Raw genomic sequence first — 14340 nt, forward strand, 5'->3', positions numbered from 1 at the left:
CCGAGTTGGCCGAGTTGGCCGAGTTGGCCGAGTTGGCCGAGTTGGCCGTGTCAGCCGTGTCAGCCGTGTCAGCCGTGTCAGCCGTGTCAGCCGTGTCAGCCGTGTCAGCCGTGTCAGCCGTGTCAGCCGTGTCAGCCGTGTCAGCCGTGTCAGCCGTGTCAGCCGTGTCAGCCGTGTCAGCCGTGTCAGCCGTGTCAGCCGTGTCAGCCGTGTCAGCCGTGTCAGCCGTGTCAGCCGACACCGCTACCGCTGATTCCTCTGCCTCCACCGCGCTCACTTCCTCCTTGGCTTCCGCCGGCACGTCCGCCCCGCACTCACCACCATCGCCACATGGCGAACGCGAGCGCCGCGGCCACGCACCACTCCGCAGCCGACCCGGTCGTCACGTAAAGCGGCGAACGGAAGCGCGTTCGCAACGGCCAGCACAGCGGCACGCCGGACGGCGTGAGCCAATCGGCCAGCAGATGTGACAAATACCCGGCTGCCAACGCCAGCATCCACACCGGCACATGGCCCCAGCCATACAGGCAGCCCACGACCGCCAGGATCGGCAGCAGCAGCGAATGCGTCATGCCGCGATGGCCGAAAAGACCGGAGACCAAGAGCGACACCGGTGCGACTCGGCGTCCCAGCATGCTCTTCGGGTGATCGATGTCCGGCAGCAATGCGCCAACGAGCGTCAAGGGCCAGGCGTGGACGCTGGCGGCCCACCCAGTGCGATGCATCAGCCAAGTTGCGCCGATACCGAAAATGAGATGACTTCTGGCTTGCATGGTGAGTCGGCGGCGGTGCGCCCGGCCCGCTAAAAATGGGCCCGAAGTCTACCACTCGATACACGACGTAGGCAGCCTCGGCGTCCCTTTCGTGCCCCCTCTTCCCCTCGCATCTCCACCTCTGCGCCTCTCCACGTCTCCACGTCTCTATCCCCCACCTCCCTACCTCCCGACCTCCCTACCTCTCTACGTCTCCACGCCTCCACGCCTCTACGCCTCTACGTCTCTACCTCCCTACCTCCCTACCTCCCTACCTCTCTACCTCTCTACCCCTCTACGTCTCCACGCCTCTACGTCTCTACCTCCCTGCCTCCCACCACGCAGCCCCGCCAACGAGCAACGCTCCCAATACGCGAATCTCGAATACCGCACATTCGGCGAGTTTCGGTTGACCGTGTCACATGCCCCCCGTACGATCCGCGCGACGGATTTCCAGACGTTCGCACCGGGACACACTCATCGCCCCGCAGGAGTTTTCAATGAAGAAGTTTCTGATGCTTGCCGCAGCGCTCGCGCCGCTTGCCGCTCACGCCACCAACCCGCTTGTAACGGACGACACCGGCACACAGGACACCGGCAACTGGCAACTCGAGCTGAACAGCGAGTGGATAACCATGCCGAGCGCCCGCCAGCAACAATGGAACAACACGCTGACGTACGGCGTGATGCCCAACCTCGACGTCGCCATCCAGGCGCCCTACCAGCGCACGCGACCCGATGGCGCTGGCTGGACCAGCGGCGTCACCGACCTCCAGTTGCAAGCCAAATGGCGCTTTCTCGAAACCGATCAGTGGAGCCTCGGCCTCAAGCCGTTCGTCTCGCTGCCGACAGCCAGCCAGGATCGCGGCCTCGGCAACGGGCGCGCAACCACCGGCGCGAATCTGTTGATGCAATACAACCTCGATCGCTGGACATTCCTCGCCAACGCCGGCTATACGTGGAACAACAATGGCATCGGCAACCAACAGAGCCTGTGGAACGCGTCCACGGCCGTGCTTTTCAGTGCGACGGACACGGTGCGTCTGGTTGCCGACATCGGTCTCGCGACCAATCCGGACGCCACGACCCGGACAAAGCCCACTTACGCGCTGGTCGGCGCGATCTACAGCCCGACGAAGGACCTCGATCTGGACGTCGGCTACAAGCGCGGCCTGAACCCGGCGTCGCTCTCCCACTCTGTGCAGGCGGGCGCCACGATCCGCTGGTGAGCGCCGCCACGACGTTGACTTCCGAGTGATACGGCGTGCGCGCGGGATGCAGCGAAAATGCACACGTCGCGCATGTTTTTCCGGGGTCCATAAATTTAATGTCATAAATGCTTGACACGATGCGCGGAACTCTCGTATTATTCATTTCTCAGACGCGGGGTGGAGCAGTCTGGCAGCTCGTCGGGCTCATAACCCGAAGGTCACAGGTTCAAATCCTGTCCCCGCAACCAAATTCGAAAGCCCGTCGGCCGCAAGGTCGACGGGCTTTTGTCATTTCGCGCGATCCTCCTCGTCAACGAATGCCGCTACGGCCTGGCCTTGGTCCACCTAAAATAAAAGGCCGGCGGGGCAACCCTAGACCCGCGTCAACGCATTCAAGGGGCATCATGGCCGAGCGCGACAAGGTGTTTGCTGGGTCGATTCCAAAGTGCTACGACACGCTGATGGTGCCGTTGATCTTCGACACCTACGCCATCGATACGGCAGCGCTTGTCGCGGCCGCCTCGCCCAGGTCGATCCTGGAGACGGCAGCCGGCAGCGGCGCCGTGACGCGAGCGCTTGCCCCGAAACTCGGCCCCGACACGCGCTACGTGGTGACCGACCTCAATCAGCCAATGCTCGACTATGCCGCCGACAGGCAACCGGCCGACGCCCGGATCGAATGGCAGCAGGCCGACGCGCTCGCCTTGCCGTTCGACGATGCGTCGTTCGATGTGGTCTTCTGCCAGTTCGGCGCGATGTTCTTCCCCGACCGCGCTGCCGGCTATACCGAGGCGCGTCGCATGCTGAGGCCGGGTGGACGCTTCATCTTCAGCGTCTGGGACCGCATCGAAGCTAACGCCTTCGCCGACGAGGTCACCGAAGCCGTCGGTGCATTGTTCCCGCATGACCCGCCAAGGTTTCTCGCCCGCACACCTCACGGCTATTACGACGTGACACGGATCCGGGAGGATCTGAGCCGCGCCGGTTTCGTCCACATTGAGATCGAGACGCACGAGAAAGTGAGTTATGCGGCATCGGCCCGCGACGCCGCCACTGCCTATTGCCTCGGAACGCCGCTGCGCAACGAGATCGAAGCGCGCGACCCCGGCCTGCTTGAACTCGCCACAGACCGGGCGACGGCGGCGATAGCCCAACGTCACGGCGACGGTCCGGTGGCCGGCAAAATTCAGGCACACGTGATCGTTGCGGTGGAATAGCTGCGCAGGGATGGCTGTGGTGGGATCGTGGCGGCAAGACGGCAGCGGCGGGATACCTGTGTCGGGTTGGCTGCGTCGCGTCCTTTGCGTAGGGATGGCGGCGGCGCGATGGCAGTGGGACGGCGGCGGCTTCTGCGACGCCGATGCATCCCGTCGCAAAGGCGTGCTTCGACGCTGCATTGCGCCCCGCCTGCCTGGGAAAGTCAGCCCAGCGCCGTCGCACCGCCCGCGCGACGACGGAACCGTTGCTCCACGACCCGGCTCCCCCATTGCTCACCTTCGGATTCCTCGGTCAATGCAAAGCCGAACGACTCATACAAATGCCGTGCCGCATCCAGCCCCTTGAACGTCCATAGGTAGGTCTCGCGAAAGCGTGCATCGACAAAGGCCATCGCCTCCGACATCAGTCGCCGCCCGACCCCGGACCCACGCAATGAATCGTCAACGATGAACCACCGCAAATGCGCGACACCCGTTTCATGGTCGCCGTCGATCGCGAGCGAGGCCAGCGTGCGTCCATTCTCGACATGGCGCCACAGCGCTTTGCCGTCTGCGGGCAACGCGCTGGCGAACGCCGCCAGTTCCGTTGCGACCTTCGTCTCGAAGAACACCCCAAACCCCAATGTTCTGCGTAAAAGCGCGCGTGCAGGCTGGCAATGTCGCCGATACACCCCGGCTGATAGCCTTCGACCCCTTGGGCGGAGACTTCCCCCTCGATCGCGCCTTTGGCCGAGTTGTCCTGTGCGAGCGCGTCCGCGTACAGGGCAAGCGCCCGGACCAGGGCCGCCTGATCCGCGGGCACGATGCGCCGCAGCGCGCTGGACACTTGATCGGTCGCAAAGCGGTCGATCTTGCTGCGAAGCCGCTGACCTGCTTCGGTCAGAGAGAGTTCGGATGCACGCGCGTCGTTGCTTGCCGTCGTGCGCCTCACGAGCCCGCTGGCCTCGAGCTTCGCCACTTGCCGGCTCGTGTTCGATTTATCCAGCCGCAGCAGGTTGCCAAGGTCCTTGGCATTGATCCCGGGCGTCGCCCCGATCTCGATGATGGCGTGAACCGCCGACGGCGCGAGATCGCTGTCGGCCAGCGTCGTTCGCATGAAGCCGAGTTCGCGAACCAGTCGACGCGAGAAGTCGCGGAGTTCCAGAATCTCCGCTTCGCGAGGCTTGCCAGGCAGATCGACGATATCCATATCTCAACCCCTATCAGTTGCGCATCGCAACCAATATAGTTGCGATGCGCAACTTGTGCAAGTCGCTGATTGTGCATGCGCGTGCTCGACAAGCGAGGAAGACCGCCCAGCGTGACCGAGCCCCGCCGTCACGGCGTCATTGACCGCCACCCAGCAAATCGTGGGCATCCAGGATCGCGTAAGCGATACCCGGACGACTATCGAGACAGCGCCGAACCGCGGCCGGGATCGACGCCTGGATCTTCCGGCAAAGCCCCGGTTTTGCCGCCAACCGAATACTGATACCGCGGACCGTCCGGACTTCATTCACACTCGGCGCGATCTGCAACGAAATCCCGAGCTGGGCCTGCATCAGGTCAGCTACGCGCTGAAGATCGGCGTAACTGGTCACGGCTTCGATGCGCGCGATCAGCCGCTTCTCCTCCGTCTGCGTCAACAGCAGGATGCGGCGATCACCGTGCGGGTCTTGCATGAGGCTTTCCCGATCACAGGTGCAGGCACCCGGTGGGCATTCCTTGCGAATTGGGAAGCGGGTCTCGTCGACCATAGGGTACGGACAGGGGGGACGTTGGCGGGACTGACGTCGACATTGCATTATCGATCGTTCAAGTGTCCGCAATCTGCTTTCCCGAATCAATTAGGGATGTCATCGAAGCGCGAATCTGATCCCCACGCCGGCGAAGGGGATGGCGCTGCCGGGGAAATCATCCGGCAGCGCTATAATCCTGCGCTTTGATGGCCTTCATCGGCCGTTCAGGACCCATCGACATGAGTACTTTGCCTGCTTGCCCGAAATGCAACTCCGAATTCACATACGAAGACGGGGGTGTCTATATTTGTCCCGAGTGCGCGCATGAGTGGTCGGCGCAGGCTACCGCTTCAGCGGAACCGTCCGAACGCGTCTATCGCGATGCCACCGGAACGCTCCTGCAAAATGGCGATACCGTGACCGTCATCAAGGACTTGAAGCCGAAGGGTTCGGGGGGCGTGATCAAGATGGGCACCAAGGTGAAGAACATTCGGCTGGTGGACAGCGACCACGATATCGACTGCAAGATCGACGGCTTTGGCGCCATGAGCCTGAAATCCGAATTCGTCAAAAAGGTCTGATCGGGTTCCGACGCCCGTCGACTTCGCTGTCTTGACGGGCGTGACGGACATCACGGACATCACGGGCTTGAAGCGCCAACCCGGCGCGTCGAAATCACCGCGCCCGAATATCGAACCCGTCCACGTAAGCGCGTAAATCGGCGGCACTGGCTGCATCCCAGACCTTGCCGTCGCAAAGCACCTCACGCGCCGGCGAGGCCACCACCGGCACCGCCTCGGCACGCGCCGCCGCCTCGAACAGCGCCGTCTGGTTCACCGCTGCCGCCGTTTGCGCGGCACCGGCCACCGCCGCATCGCCCACCATCCCCCAGCGACGATATTGCGCGATGAACCACATGCCATCCGAAGGATGCGGGTAATTCACCACGCCCCCGTCGAAGAAGCTCACGGGCAACAACGCGTGCCGTCCCTGCAGGCGACCGAAGTCGCCCAGCAGACGCGCCGCGATCAGGTCACGTGGCGCCCCGACCCACGCCGGCTCCGCCAGCCATCCCGCCGCTTCCGCCCGATGCCCGGGCATATCCAGCCAGCGGCACGCGCTGAGCAGCGTGCGCACCAGCGCCTGTGCCGTTTTCGGATAGCGCGACACAAAGTCCCGGCGGCAGGCCAGCACCTTCTCAGGATGATTCGGCCAGATGTCGCTCGACACCACGACGGTGCGCCCGAGCCCACGCGCCTGGGCCACGGCATGCCACGGCTCGCCGCAGCAAAACCCGTCGAGCCCGCCCTCTTCCATTGCGGCGACCATATGCGCCGGGGGAATCACGATGCTGGAGATCTCGGTGAGCGGATCGATGCCCTGCGCGGCAAACCAGTAATTGAGGAACATCGCGTGCGTGCCTGTCGGGAACGTCTGCGCGAAGACCGGCTTGCGCCCGAGCGACGCCAGCGCCGCGCGCAGGTCGCCCGTGCGCGCCATCGCCTCAGCGAGCGACGGCGTAACCGTCACCGCCTGCCCGTTGCGATTGAGGACCATGAGCACGGCCATGTCTTCACGCGGGCCGCCAATGCCCAACTGCACCCCGTACACGAGGCCATACAGCGAGTGCGCGGCATCCAGCTCGCCCGTGAGCAGCTTGTCGCGCACGGCGGCCCAAGACGACTCGCGGCTCAGCTCCAAGGTCAGTCCATGCTCGTGCCCCAGCTCCAGACGCTTCGCGACAATCAGCGGCGCCGCATCGGACAGCGCGATGAACCCCACGCGCAGATGACGTTTCTCTGGCGCGCCGTCCGGCAATTGCGCGTCAGAAGCCAACCATGATGACGTCGACATGAGCAGTGTCTATCCCAGTAATTCGGCAATCGAGACGAGCTGGCGCGCCACTTCGACGAGCTTCTCGCCCTGATCCATCGCCCGTTTGCGCAGGATGGCATAGGCCTCCTGCTCGGAAATCTTGCGTCGGTCCATCAGCAGCCGCTTGGCGCGGTCGATCAGCTTTCGGTCGGCCAGTTCGGTCTCGGCCTTGGCCAGTCGTGCGCGCAGCTTTTCCTCATGGGCGAAGCGCGCAAGCGCGACTTCGAGAATCGGCGCGAGCCTGTCTGCCGCCAGTCCCTCGACGGAGTATGCCGTCACCCCGGCATCGACGGCCGCGCGAATCAGCGATTGATTGCCGTCGGCCGAGAACATCAGCACCGGACGCGGCGCCGCCGCATTCATCACCGCGAGTTGTTCCAGCGTGTCGCGCGACGGCGATTCGGTATCGATGATGACGACGTCCGGGCGCTCGCTCTCCACCACGCGCGGCAACGCCTGCGGCTTGGCGACTTCCACCAGCATCTCGCACCCCAGACGCGCGAGCGCCGCGCGCAAATCGCCAATCGGCTTGTCGGTATCCGTGACGAGCAGCACGCGCAGCATGCCGTGCGCCCCGGCTGTGGTGACAGGGGCGGCAGGCACTGCGGGTTTGCGGGGCGTGTCGGCCTGAGGATCGACGTCCCCGGCATCCGGTGTTTTCGGCAAGTTCGTGGGGCCAATGCGCTCGGCCAGTCAGTGAAATTCCATCCACGTCGCCGTGGCGAGGCAGCATCGGCTGCGCCCCGTCGGCGACGTCTCGTGTGCTAATCGAACACGCGCTACTCAGTATACGTAGTGACGATACAACGCGTCAGGCCGCTCTGGCGATGACTTCGCGCGTAATGTCCCCGGCGACATCCCCGTCGTCGACACCTGTCGCCACGCCCGGTTCACCCGCCGCGAGCGCCGCTTCACCGACCGCGCCGCCCACGAGCAGAACGGTCGGACTGGCAAACCCGGCGGCGCGAACGTCGGCCGCCAGACGGCCCAGCGACGTGACCATGCGCCGCTCTTGCGGCGAGCCCGCCCACTGCACCGCCCCCGCCGGGGTCGCCGCATCGAGATGCGCCAGTAGCGTCTCGCTCAGCTCCTCGACCCGATGCAGGCCCATGTAGATCGCCAGCGTGGTGCCGGTCGCCGCCAGCGCCGCCCAGTTGGGGGCACTGCCGTCCTGCCGGTGCGCGGTGACGAACGTCACGCCCGCGCAGTGGTCGCGATGCGTAAGCGACATGCCCAGACCGGCCGCCGCCGCGAACGCGGACGACACCCCGCTCACGATCTCCACCGGCACCCCCGCGCGACGCAGCGCCGAGATTTCCTCGCCCGCACGCCCGAACATCAGCGCGTCGCCCCCCTTCACGCGCACCACGTGCGCGCCGCGTCGCGCAAAGCGACACATCAGCCGCTCGATGAACGCCTGTGGCGTCGAGCGACAGCCGCCGCGCTTGCCCACGGCAATCACGCGGGCCCGTGGCGCGAGCGTGGCGATCTCCGGATTGGCCAGATCGTCGACGAGTAGCACATCCGCCTCGCCGAGCACGCGTGCCGCGCGCAACGTCAGCAGATCCAGCGCGCCGGGACCGGCGCTCAGCAGGGTGACTTTGCCGTTCTTCATGATCGTTCTCCCTCAATTCCTCGATGTCCTGCATGTCGCCCAATTCAAATCCAGTCGGTGCGTTCACGATGCGCTGCCCATGCCCCGGGCTCAAGCGACATTCGTCGCGAACGGCTGCGCCGCGGCGTTGACCGGCGCAGCGCACATGCGCTGCAACTCCGGCACACACGAGCCGCAGACGGTCCCACAGCCGAGCCTCGCCTTGAGCTGCGCGACGTCCGCTCCCGCGCCGATCGCCGCATTAATGGTCGACGCCGTCACTGACTTGCACTGACACACGGTGCGATCGCGCGGTACCGCCGGCCCGCTGTCGGCCACGAAGACCGCATGGCGCGCGCGTGTCCAGGGAGACGTTTCGCGAACACGCGCGAGTAGCGACGTCGACGCGGCGACATCGGCTTCACTGCCCGCCACCAGCACGCCGTCGATCAAGCTGTCGCGCCATGCCACACGCTTGGTCATCGACCGGCGCGCATCGCGATACTCCAACAGCGATTCGTCGCGCGGCAGGGCCAGTGCCGTGTGCAAGCGCTCCAGCCAGTCGGCGTCCGGCTGGTTGTCGGCGGCCATGACCACGATCCGGTCGTCGCCCTCCAGGCGCACCGTCGCGAAGCGCCGCTCGGCCAACAATGGCTGCACCGCCGCGTGCAATTGCAAGGCGTCGCCGCGCCGCACCGCCGCCACGCGCCAGGGCAGCGCGAGCGGATCGACGCGCACGGCGGCGTGCTTCAATTCGGGCTGCTTCGAATACTTGTCGACGGCGCCGAGGGTCGTGTCGTTCACGCCCCCGCCGCCGAGAAACTGTCCGCTCCAGTGCATCGGCACGAAAACCGTGCCCGAGGCGACGTCGTCGCTCACGGCCAGCGTCAGCACCCGCTCGCCGCGACGGCTCGACAGCCGCACGACATCCCCCGGGCGCAGGCTTCGACGCGCCGCGTCGGCCGGATGCATGGTGAGCGCCGGTTCCGGTGCGTGCTCGAACAGTTGCCCCACACGCCCCGTCCGGCTCATGCCGTGCCACTGATCGCGCAGGCGACCGGTAATCAGTCGCAACGGATGGCGGGCATTGATCGGCTCCGCCACCGGTTGGTATTCGAACGCATGAAAACGAGCACGGCCGTCGCTCGTGGCGAACACGCCGTCTTCATAGCGGCGCGCAACGCCTTGCACCGCGCCGGCCGGAAACGGCCAATGTTGCGGTCCGCGCTGCTCGAGCAACGCGTAATCGATACCGCCGATGTCGAGGTCGCGTCCCACGGTGAGCGCGCGATGCTCGTCGAAGATGGTCTCAATGGACGAGAACGCGAACGGTTCGGGCGACGCGTCGAGCTTGGGCGCAAGACGCCGGGCGACCTCGCTGGCAATCCACCAGTCGGCCCGAGTCTCCCCCGGCGCCGAGACGCAGGCTCGCACGCGCGAGATGCGCCGCTCCGAGTTCGTGACCGTACCCGCCTTCTCGCCCCAGCTCGTTGCCGGCAGCAGCACGTCGGCATAAGGAACGGTGTCGGTCTGGTGAAACGCCTCCTGCACCACCACGAACTCCGCAGCGGCGAGCGCTTCACGCACGCGCTCGCTGTCCGGCATCGAATGCACGGGGTTCGTGCACGCGATCCAGATCGCCTTGATACGGCCGTCGCGCACGGCGTCGAACATCTCCACAGCGGGCAGGCCCGGCCTGTCAGACAGCCCCTGCACGCCCCAAAGCCGCTCGACCTCCGCGCGATGCGCCGCGTTGCCGATGTCGCGATGCGCGGCGAGCATGGTGGCCAACCCGCCGACTTCACGGCCGCCCATCGCATTGGGCTGACCGGTGAGCGAGAACGGCCCGGCGCCCGGGCGTCCGATCTGCGCGGTGGCCAGATGCAGATGGATGAGCGCGAGATTCTTCTCGGTGCCGTGGCTCGATTGATTCAGACCCATGCAGTAAAGCGACAGCGCCGCCGGGCTCTCGCCAAACCAGTCGGCCGCCTGACGCAACGCCGATTCTTCGATGCCGCAGATATCGGCCACGAGTGCCGGCGTATAGCCGCGCAGCACCTTCTTGAGGGCGTCGAAGCCTTCGGTATGGGCATCGATGTAGCGCCGGTCGATGCGTCCTTCCCAGATCAGGTGGTGCAGCATGCCGTGAAAGAGCGCAACGTCGGTGCCCGGCACGATGGCCAGATGCAGATCGGCCATCGCGGCCGTGTCGGTGCGGCGCGGATCGACGACGATCCAGCGAATCGACGGATCGGCCGCCTTGGCCGCCTCGAGTCGCCGGAACAGCACCGGGTGCGCGTAGGCCATGTTGCTGCCTGCGAACAGCACGGTGCGCGCCGCTTCGAGATCGTCGTAGCAGGTGGGCGGGCCGTCTGCGCCGAGCGCCATCTTGTAGGCACTCACGGCGCTCGACATGCACAGTCGCGAGTTGGTGTCGATGTTGTTGGTGCGCACCAACCCCTTGGCGAGCTTGTTGAAGACGTAATAGTCCTCGGTCAACAACTGTCCCGATACGTAGAAGGCGACGGCGTCCGGGCCATGCCGGCGGATGACGTCGGCAAAGCGCGACGCCACCGTCTCCAGCGCGTCGTCCCAACTGGCGGGCGTGCGCTCGGCGTCGCGCGTGGTGCGCAGCTCGGGCGTCAGCACGCGTCCGGCGAGCGACTGTGCGGTGAGCGGCAGCGTCATGCCCTTGCTGCACAGTCGCCCGAAGTTCGCCGGATGCGCCGGGTCGCCCTGCACACCGACGATGCGATCATCGTCGCTCTCGACGAGCATGCCGCAACCGACGCCGCAGTAGCAGCAGGTGGTTTGCGTGAGGGTTGTCATGGGGGCTCCGGCAATCGCGAGGGGTCAGGGGGGCGGGGGTAGCGGGTCAAGCGGCAGCCGTCGCCGCGCTCGCCTCGGTACCGATCGCCTCGTCGAGCGACACATACACCTCGCCCGCGTCGATCCGCACGGCGAAGCGCTCTGCACAGCCCACGTCGGGTGCGCAGGCTTCGCCGGTCGTCAGGTCGATGTTCCAGGCGTGCAGCGGGCATGTGACCTTCTCGCCATGCACGATGCCCTGCGAGAGCGCCCCGCCCTTGTGTGGGCACTTGTCGCGCAACGCAAAGACCTTGTCGCTCTCGGAGCGGAAAAGGGCGATGTCGCCGCTAGGATGGGACAGCACGCGCGTACCCAGGCGCGGGATCGCGCCCACATCGCAGACGTGCAACCAGATCGGTTTGGATTGCGTCATGTTGGTCTCCTCAAACAGTCGCGGGTTCGACGCTCACCGGCACGATCGAGGTCAGCGGACGAAATTCATTGGCTTGCGCCCCGTTGATGCGGGCTTGCCACGGGTCGGGCAGGCCGTCGAGCGAGAAGAGCAGCCGCTCGTACAGCGCGCGCCGATTGGCGGCGTCGTTCACCACGCGTTGCTTCACGTAGTCGAGGCCAACCCGGTCGAGGTAATGCACCGTGCGGTCGAGGTAATAGGCTTCCTCGCGGTAGAGCTGGAGGAACGCACCCGTGTACTCCTTGACCTCGTCGGCCGTCTTCACCTTGACGAGGAACTGCGCGACTTCCGTCTTGATACCGCCGTTGCCGCCGACATACAGCTCCCAGCCCGAATCGACCGCGATCACGCCCACGTCCTTGATCCCGGCCTCGGCGCAATTGCGCGGGCAGCCGGACACGGCCAGCTTGACCTTGTGGGGCGACCACATGTTCGCGAGCATGGTCTCGAGATCGATGCCCATCTGCGTGCTGTTCTGCGTGCCAAAGCGGCAGAATTCGCTGCCCACGCACGTCTTCACGGTGCGGATCGACTTGCCGTAGGCGTGTCCCGACGGCATGCCGAGGTCGCGCCAGACGCTCACGAGATCTTCTTTCTTCACGCCCAGCAAATCGATACGCTGACCGCCCGTGACCTTGACCATCGGAATCTGGTACTTGTCCGCCACGTCGGCGATACGGCGCAGCTCGCTCGGGTTCGTCACGCCGCCCTTCATCTGCGGGATGACGGAGAACGTGTTGTCCTTCTGAATGTTGGCGTGCACGCGCTCGTTGACGAAGCGGCTTTGCGGATCGTCCACGGCTTCCTTCGGCCACGTGCTGAGCATGTAGTAGTTCAGCGCCGGACGGCACGTGGCGCACCCGTTGGGCGTGCGCCATTCGAGGAAGTCGAAGGCGGCACGGTGGGACGTGAGGTGATGCTCACGCACCGCACGACGCACGTCGGCGTGCGACAGATCCGTGCAACCGCACACCGCCTTCTCCTTCGGTGCCGCGTCGTAGGTCGAGCCCAGCGTGCTCATCAGAATCTGTTCGCACAGCCCGGCGCACGAACCGCACGAGCTGGCAGCCTTCGTATGTTTCTTGACTTCGTCGAGCGTGAACAAGCCCTTCTCGGTAATCGCCTTGACGATCGTGCCCTTGCACACGCCGTTGCAGCCGCACACTTCATCGGTATCGGACATGGCCGACGCGCGGTTCTGCCCTTGCGTGCCAACGTCGCCCACGCTCGACTCGCCGAACATGATGCGCTCGCGCAACTCGCCCAGCGAGCGCCCATCGCGCAACAGCTTGAAGTACCAGGCGCCGTCAGCCGTGTCACCGTACAGGCACGCGCCGACGAGCTTGTCGTCGCGAATCACCAGCTTCTTGTAGACGCCGCTCGCGGGATCGGACAACACGATCTCCTCAGTGCCTTCGCCGCCGAGAAAGTCGCCCGCCGAAAACAGGTCGATGCCCGTGACCTTGAGCTTCGTCGACAGCACCGAGCCGCGATAGCTGCCGATGCCCATGAGCGCGAGGTGGTTGGCGCAGACCTTGGCCTGCTCGAACAACGGGGCCACGAGTCCGTAGGCCACGCCGCGATGGCTCACGCATTCGCCCACAGCGTAGATGCGCGGATCATAGGTTTGCAGGGTGTCCGACACGACGATGCCACGGGCGCAATACAGACCGGCCGCTTCGGCCAACGTCGTGTTCGGCCGAATTCCTGCGGCCATCACCACGAGGTCAGCGTCAATTTCTTCGCCGTTGCTGAACTTCACGGCCCGCACGCTGCCGTTGCCGTCGTCGAGAATCGCCGCCGTTTGATGCGACAGTCGGAACGCGAGACCGCGCGCTTCGAGCGATTGTTGCAGCAACTTGCCCGCCGTACTGTCGAGTTGGCGCTCCAGCAGCGTCTCGGCCAGATGCACGACGGTCACGTCCATGCCGCGCAGCTTGAGGCCGTTGGCCGCCTCCAGACCGAGCAGACCGCCGCCGATCACGACCGCATGACGCTTCATGCTCGCCGTCTCGATCATGATCTCGGTATCGCGAATGTCGCGATAGCTGATCACGCCATCGAGATCCTTGCCGGGCACCGGCAGAATGAACGGGCTGGAGCCGGTGGCGATCAACAGACGGTCGTACGGCGCCTCAGTGCCGTCGGCGCAACGCACGACGCGGCGCGGTCGATCGATCTGCGTGACTTCCTTGCCCAGATGCAACGTGATGCCCTTCTCGGCATACCAGTCGAGCGGATTGAGCACGATGTCGGCGAACGACTGCTCACCGGCGAGCACCGGCGAGAGCAGGATCCGGTTGTAGTTCGGATGCGGCTCGGCACCGAATACTGTGATGTCGTACTGATGCGGTGCGATTTCCAGCAGCTCTTCGAGCGTGCGGATGCCGGCCATGCCGTTGCCGATGACGACCAGACGAGGTTTGCGCATGCTGTCTTCTCCTGTTGCAGCGCTTGCAGCGCCCGAAAAACAAAACGGCGTCCGACCATGCCGAAGCACGGAGGGACGCCGTTGTCCTGTGGGTACGTCGCAGGCGCTCTCGCCTGACACCGTACCGGAATTCATGGCCGGCGACGTCTTTGCCGCTGGCACACACAGTTATGCAACAAGCGTGCCAGACATCGAAGAAACGTCGGCAAAGCGTTATTCAGCAACGCAGGACAGGTGTTTTGTCTATGGGAAATGCCCGAAA

At 65.2% G+C, this 14340-nt stretch carries 11 protein-coding genes, 1 tRNA gene and 1 pseudogene; 4 read left to right on the plus strand and 9 right to left on the minus strand.

The genetic code is table 11. From position 1 onward, the window contains the following. Positions 1-314: 314 nt before the first annotated feature. Positions 315-773, minus strand: coding sequence for a metal-dependent hydrolase (locus DRB87_RS16800; protein WP_130026712.1), 459 nt, complete (start codon positions 771-773; stop codon positions 315-317). A gap of 479 nt (positions 774-1252) precedes the next feature. Between DRB87_RS16800 and DRB87_RS16805 the strand changes: the two genes are divergently transcribed. The 3 genes from DRB87_RS16805 (at position 1253) to DRB87_RS16815 (ending at position 3180) form a co-directional block, all read left to right on the plus strand. Then, the gene (locus tag DRB87_RS16805; RefSeq protein ID WP_130026713.1) at positions 1253-1981 is read left to right on the plus strand and encodes a transporter; all 729 of its coding nucleotides are present in this window, start codon (positions 1253-1255) and stop codon (positions 1979-1981) included. Between the two features lie 153 nt (positions 1982-2134). Continuing rightward, positions 2135-2211: transfer RNA gene (locus DRB87_RS16810), tRNA-Met, on the plus strand. A 156-nt stretch (positions 2212-2367) separates the two neighbouring features. After that, positions 2368-3180 carry a class I SAM-dependent methyltransferase gene (locus tag DRB87_RS16815; RefSeq protein ID WP_130026714.1) on the plus strand — a complete coding sequence of 271 codons (813 nt, stop codon included), beginning with the start codon at positions 2368-2370 and terminating at the stop codon, positions 3178-3180. A 203-nt stretch (positions 3181-3383) separates the two neighbouring features. Here DRB87_RS16815 and DRB87_RS16820 read toward each other — a convergent pair. Further along, positions 3384-4369 (minus strand): annotated as a pseudogene (locus DRB87_RS16820) (GNAT family N-acetyltransferase). A 136-nt stretch (positions 4370-4505) separates the two neighbouring features. Continuing rightward, positions 4506-4841, minus strand: coding sequence for a hypothetical protein (locus DRB87_RS16825; protein WP_240756030.1), 336 nt, complete (start codon positions 4839-4841; stop codon positions 4506-4508). 296 nt (positions 4842-5137) lie between these two features. Here DRB87_RS16825 and DRB87_RS16830 point away from each other — a divergent pair, with 296 nt between their 5' ends. Next, entirely contained in the window at positions 5138-5479 is a 342-nt protein-coding gene (locus tag DRB87_RS16830) for a zinc ribbon domain-containing protein YjdM (RefSeq protein ID WP_130027916.1), read from the plus strand. A gap of 94 nt (positions 5480-5573) precedes the next feature. On the opposite strand, the gene DRB87_RS16835 is transcribed toward DRB87_RS16830, so the two are convergent. The 6 genes from DRB87_RS16835 to nirB all read right to left on the minus strand — a co-directional run bounded on the left by DRB87_RS16835 (position 5574) and on the right by nirB (position 14078). Then, positions 5574-6752, minus strand: coding sequence for a CmpA/NrtA family ABC transporter substrate-binding protein (locus DRB87_RS16835; RefSeq protein WP_130026716.1), 1179 nt, complete (start codon positions 6750-6752; stop codon positions 5574-5576). A 9-nt stretch (positions 6753-6761) separates the two neighbouring features. Next, the gene (locus DRB87_RS16840; protein WP_130027917.1) at positions 6762-7337 is read right to left on the minus strand and encodes an ANTAR domain-containing response regulator; all 576 of its coding nucleotides are present in this window, start codon (positions 7335-7337) and stop codon (positions 6762-6764) included. A 247-nt stretch (positions 7338-7584) separates the two neighbouring features. Next, positions 7585-8388, minus strand: a complete 804-nt coding sequence (cobA, locus tag DRB87_RS16845) for a uroporphyrinogen-III C-methyltransferase (protein WP_130026717.1) — start codon at positions 8386-8388, stop codon at positions 7585-7587. A 90-nt stretch (positions 8389-8478) separates the two neighbouring features. Beyond that, positions 8479-11196, minus strand: coding sequence for a nitrate reductase (locus DRB87_RS16850; protein ID WP_130026718.1), 2718 nt, complete (start codon positions 11194-11196; stop codon positions 8479-8481). Between the two features lie 46 nt (positions 11197-11242). Beyond that, positions 11243-11608, minus strand: a complete 366-nt coding sequence (gene nirD / locus DRB87_RS16855) for a nitrite reductase small subunit NirD (RefSeq protein ID WP_130026719.1) — start codon at positions 11606-11608, stop codon at positions 11243-11245. 10 nt (positions 11609-11618) lie between these two features. Then, entirely contained in the window at positions 11619-14078 is a 2460-nt protein-coding gene (nirB, locus tag DRB87_RS16860; protein ID WP_130026720.1) for a nitrite reductase large subunit NirB, read from the minus strand. Between the last annotated feature and the right edge of the window lie 262 nt (positions 14079-14340).

Origin of the sequence: Pandoraea sp. XY-2, assembly GCF_004193915.1 — a bacterium.
GTDB classification, from domain to species: domain Bacteria; phylum Pseudomonadota; class Gammaproteobacteria; order Burkholderiales; family Burkholderiaceae; genus Pandoraea; species Pandoraea cepalis.

What these genes read in the sequence shown, in the direction of transcription:
- DRB87_RS16850 (WP_130026718.1), bottom strand. Translation starts at nt 11,196, where the DNA reads ATGACAACCCTCACGCAAACCACCTGCTGCTACTGCGGCGTCGGTTGC.
- DRB87_RS16815 (WP_130026714.1), top strand. Translation starts at nt 2,368, where the DNA reads ATGGCCGAGCGCGACAAGGTGTTTGCTGGGTCGATTCCAAAGTGCTAC.
- DRB87_RS16830 (WP_130027916.1), top strand. Translation starts at nt 5,138, where the DNA reads ATGAGTACTTTGCCTGCTTGCCCGAAATGCAACTCCGAATTCACATAC.
- cobA (WP_130026717.1), bottom strand. Translation starts at nt 8,388, where the DNA reads ATGAAGAACGGCAAAGTCACCCTGCTGAGCGCCGGTCCCGGCGCGCTG.
- DRB87_RS16825 (WP_240756030.1), bottom strand. Translation starts at nt 4,841, where the DNA reads ATGCAAGACCCGCACGGTGATCGCCGCATCCTGCTGTTGACGCAGACG.
- nirB (WP_130026720.1), bottom strand. Translation starts at nt 14,078, where the DNA reads ATGCGCAAACCTCGTCTGGTCGTCATCGGCAACGGCATGGCCGGCATC.
- nirD (WP_130026719.1), bottom strand. Translation starts at nt 11,608, where the DNA reads ATGACGCAATCCAAACCGATCTGGTTGCACGTCTGCGATGTGGGCGCG.
- DRB87_RS16800 (WP_130026712.1), bottom strand. Translation starts at nt 773, where the DNA reads ATGCAAGCCAGAAGTCATCTCATTTTCGGTATCGGCGCAACTTGGCTG.
- DRB87_RS16840 (WP_130027917.1), bottom strand. Translation starts at nt 7,337, where the DNA reads ATGCTGCGCGTGCTGCTCGTCACGGATACCGACAAGCCGATTGGCGAT.
- DRB87_RS16805 (WP_130026713.1), top strand. Translation starts at nt 1,253, where the DNA reads ATGAAGAAGTTTCTGATGCTTGCCGCAGCGCTCGCGCCGCTTGCCGCT.
- DRB87_RS16835 (WP_130026716.1), bottom strand. Translation starts at nt 6,752, where the DNA reads ATGTCGACGTCATCATGGTTGGCTTCTGACGCGCAATTGCCGGACGGC.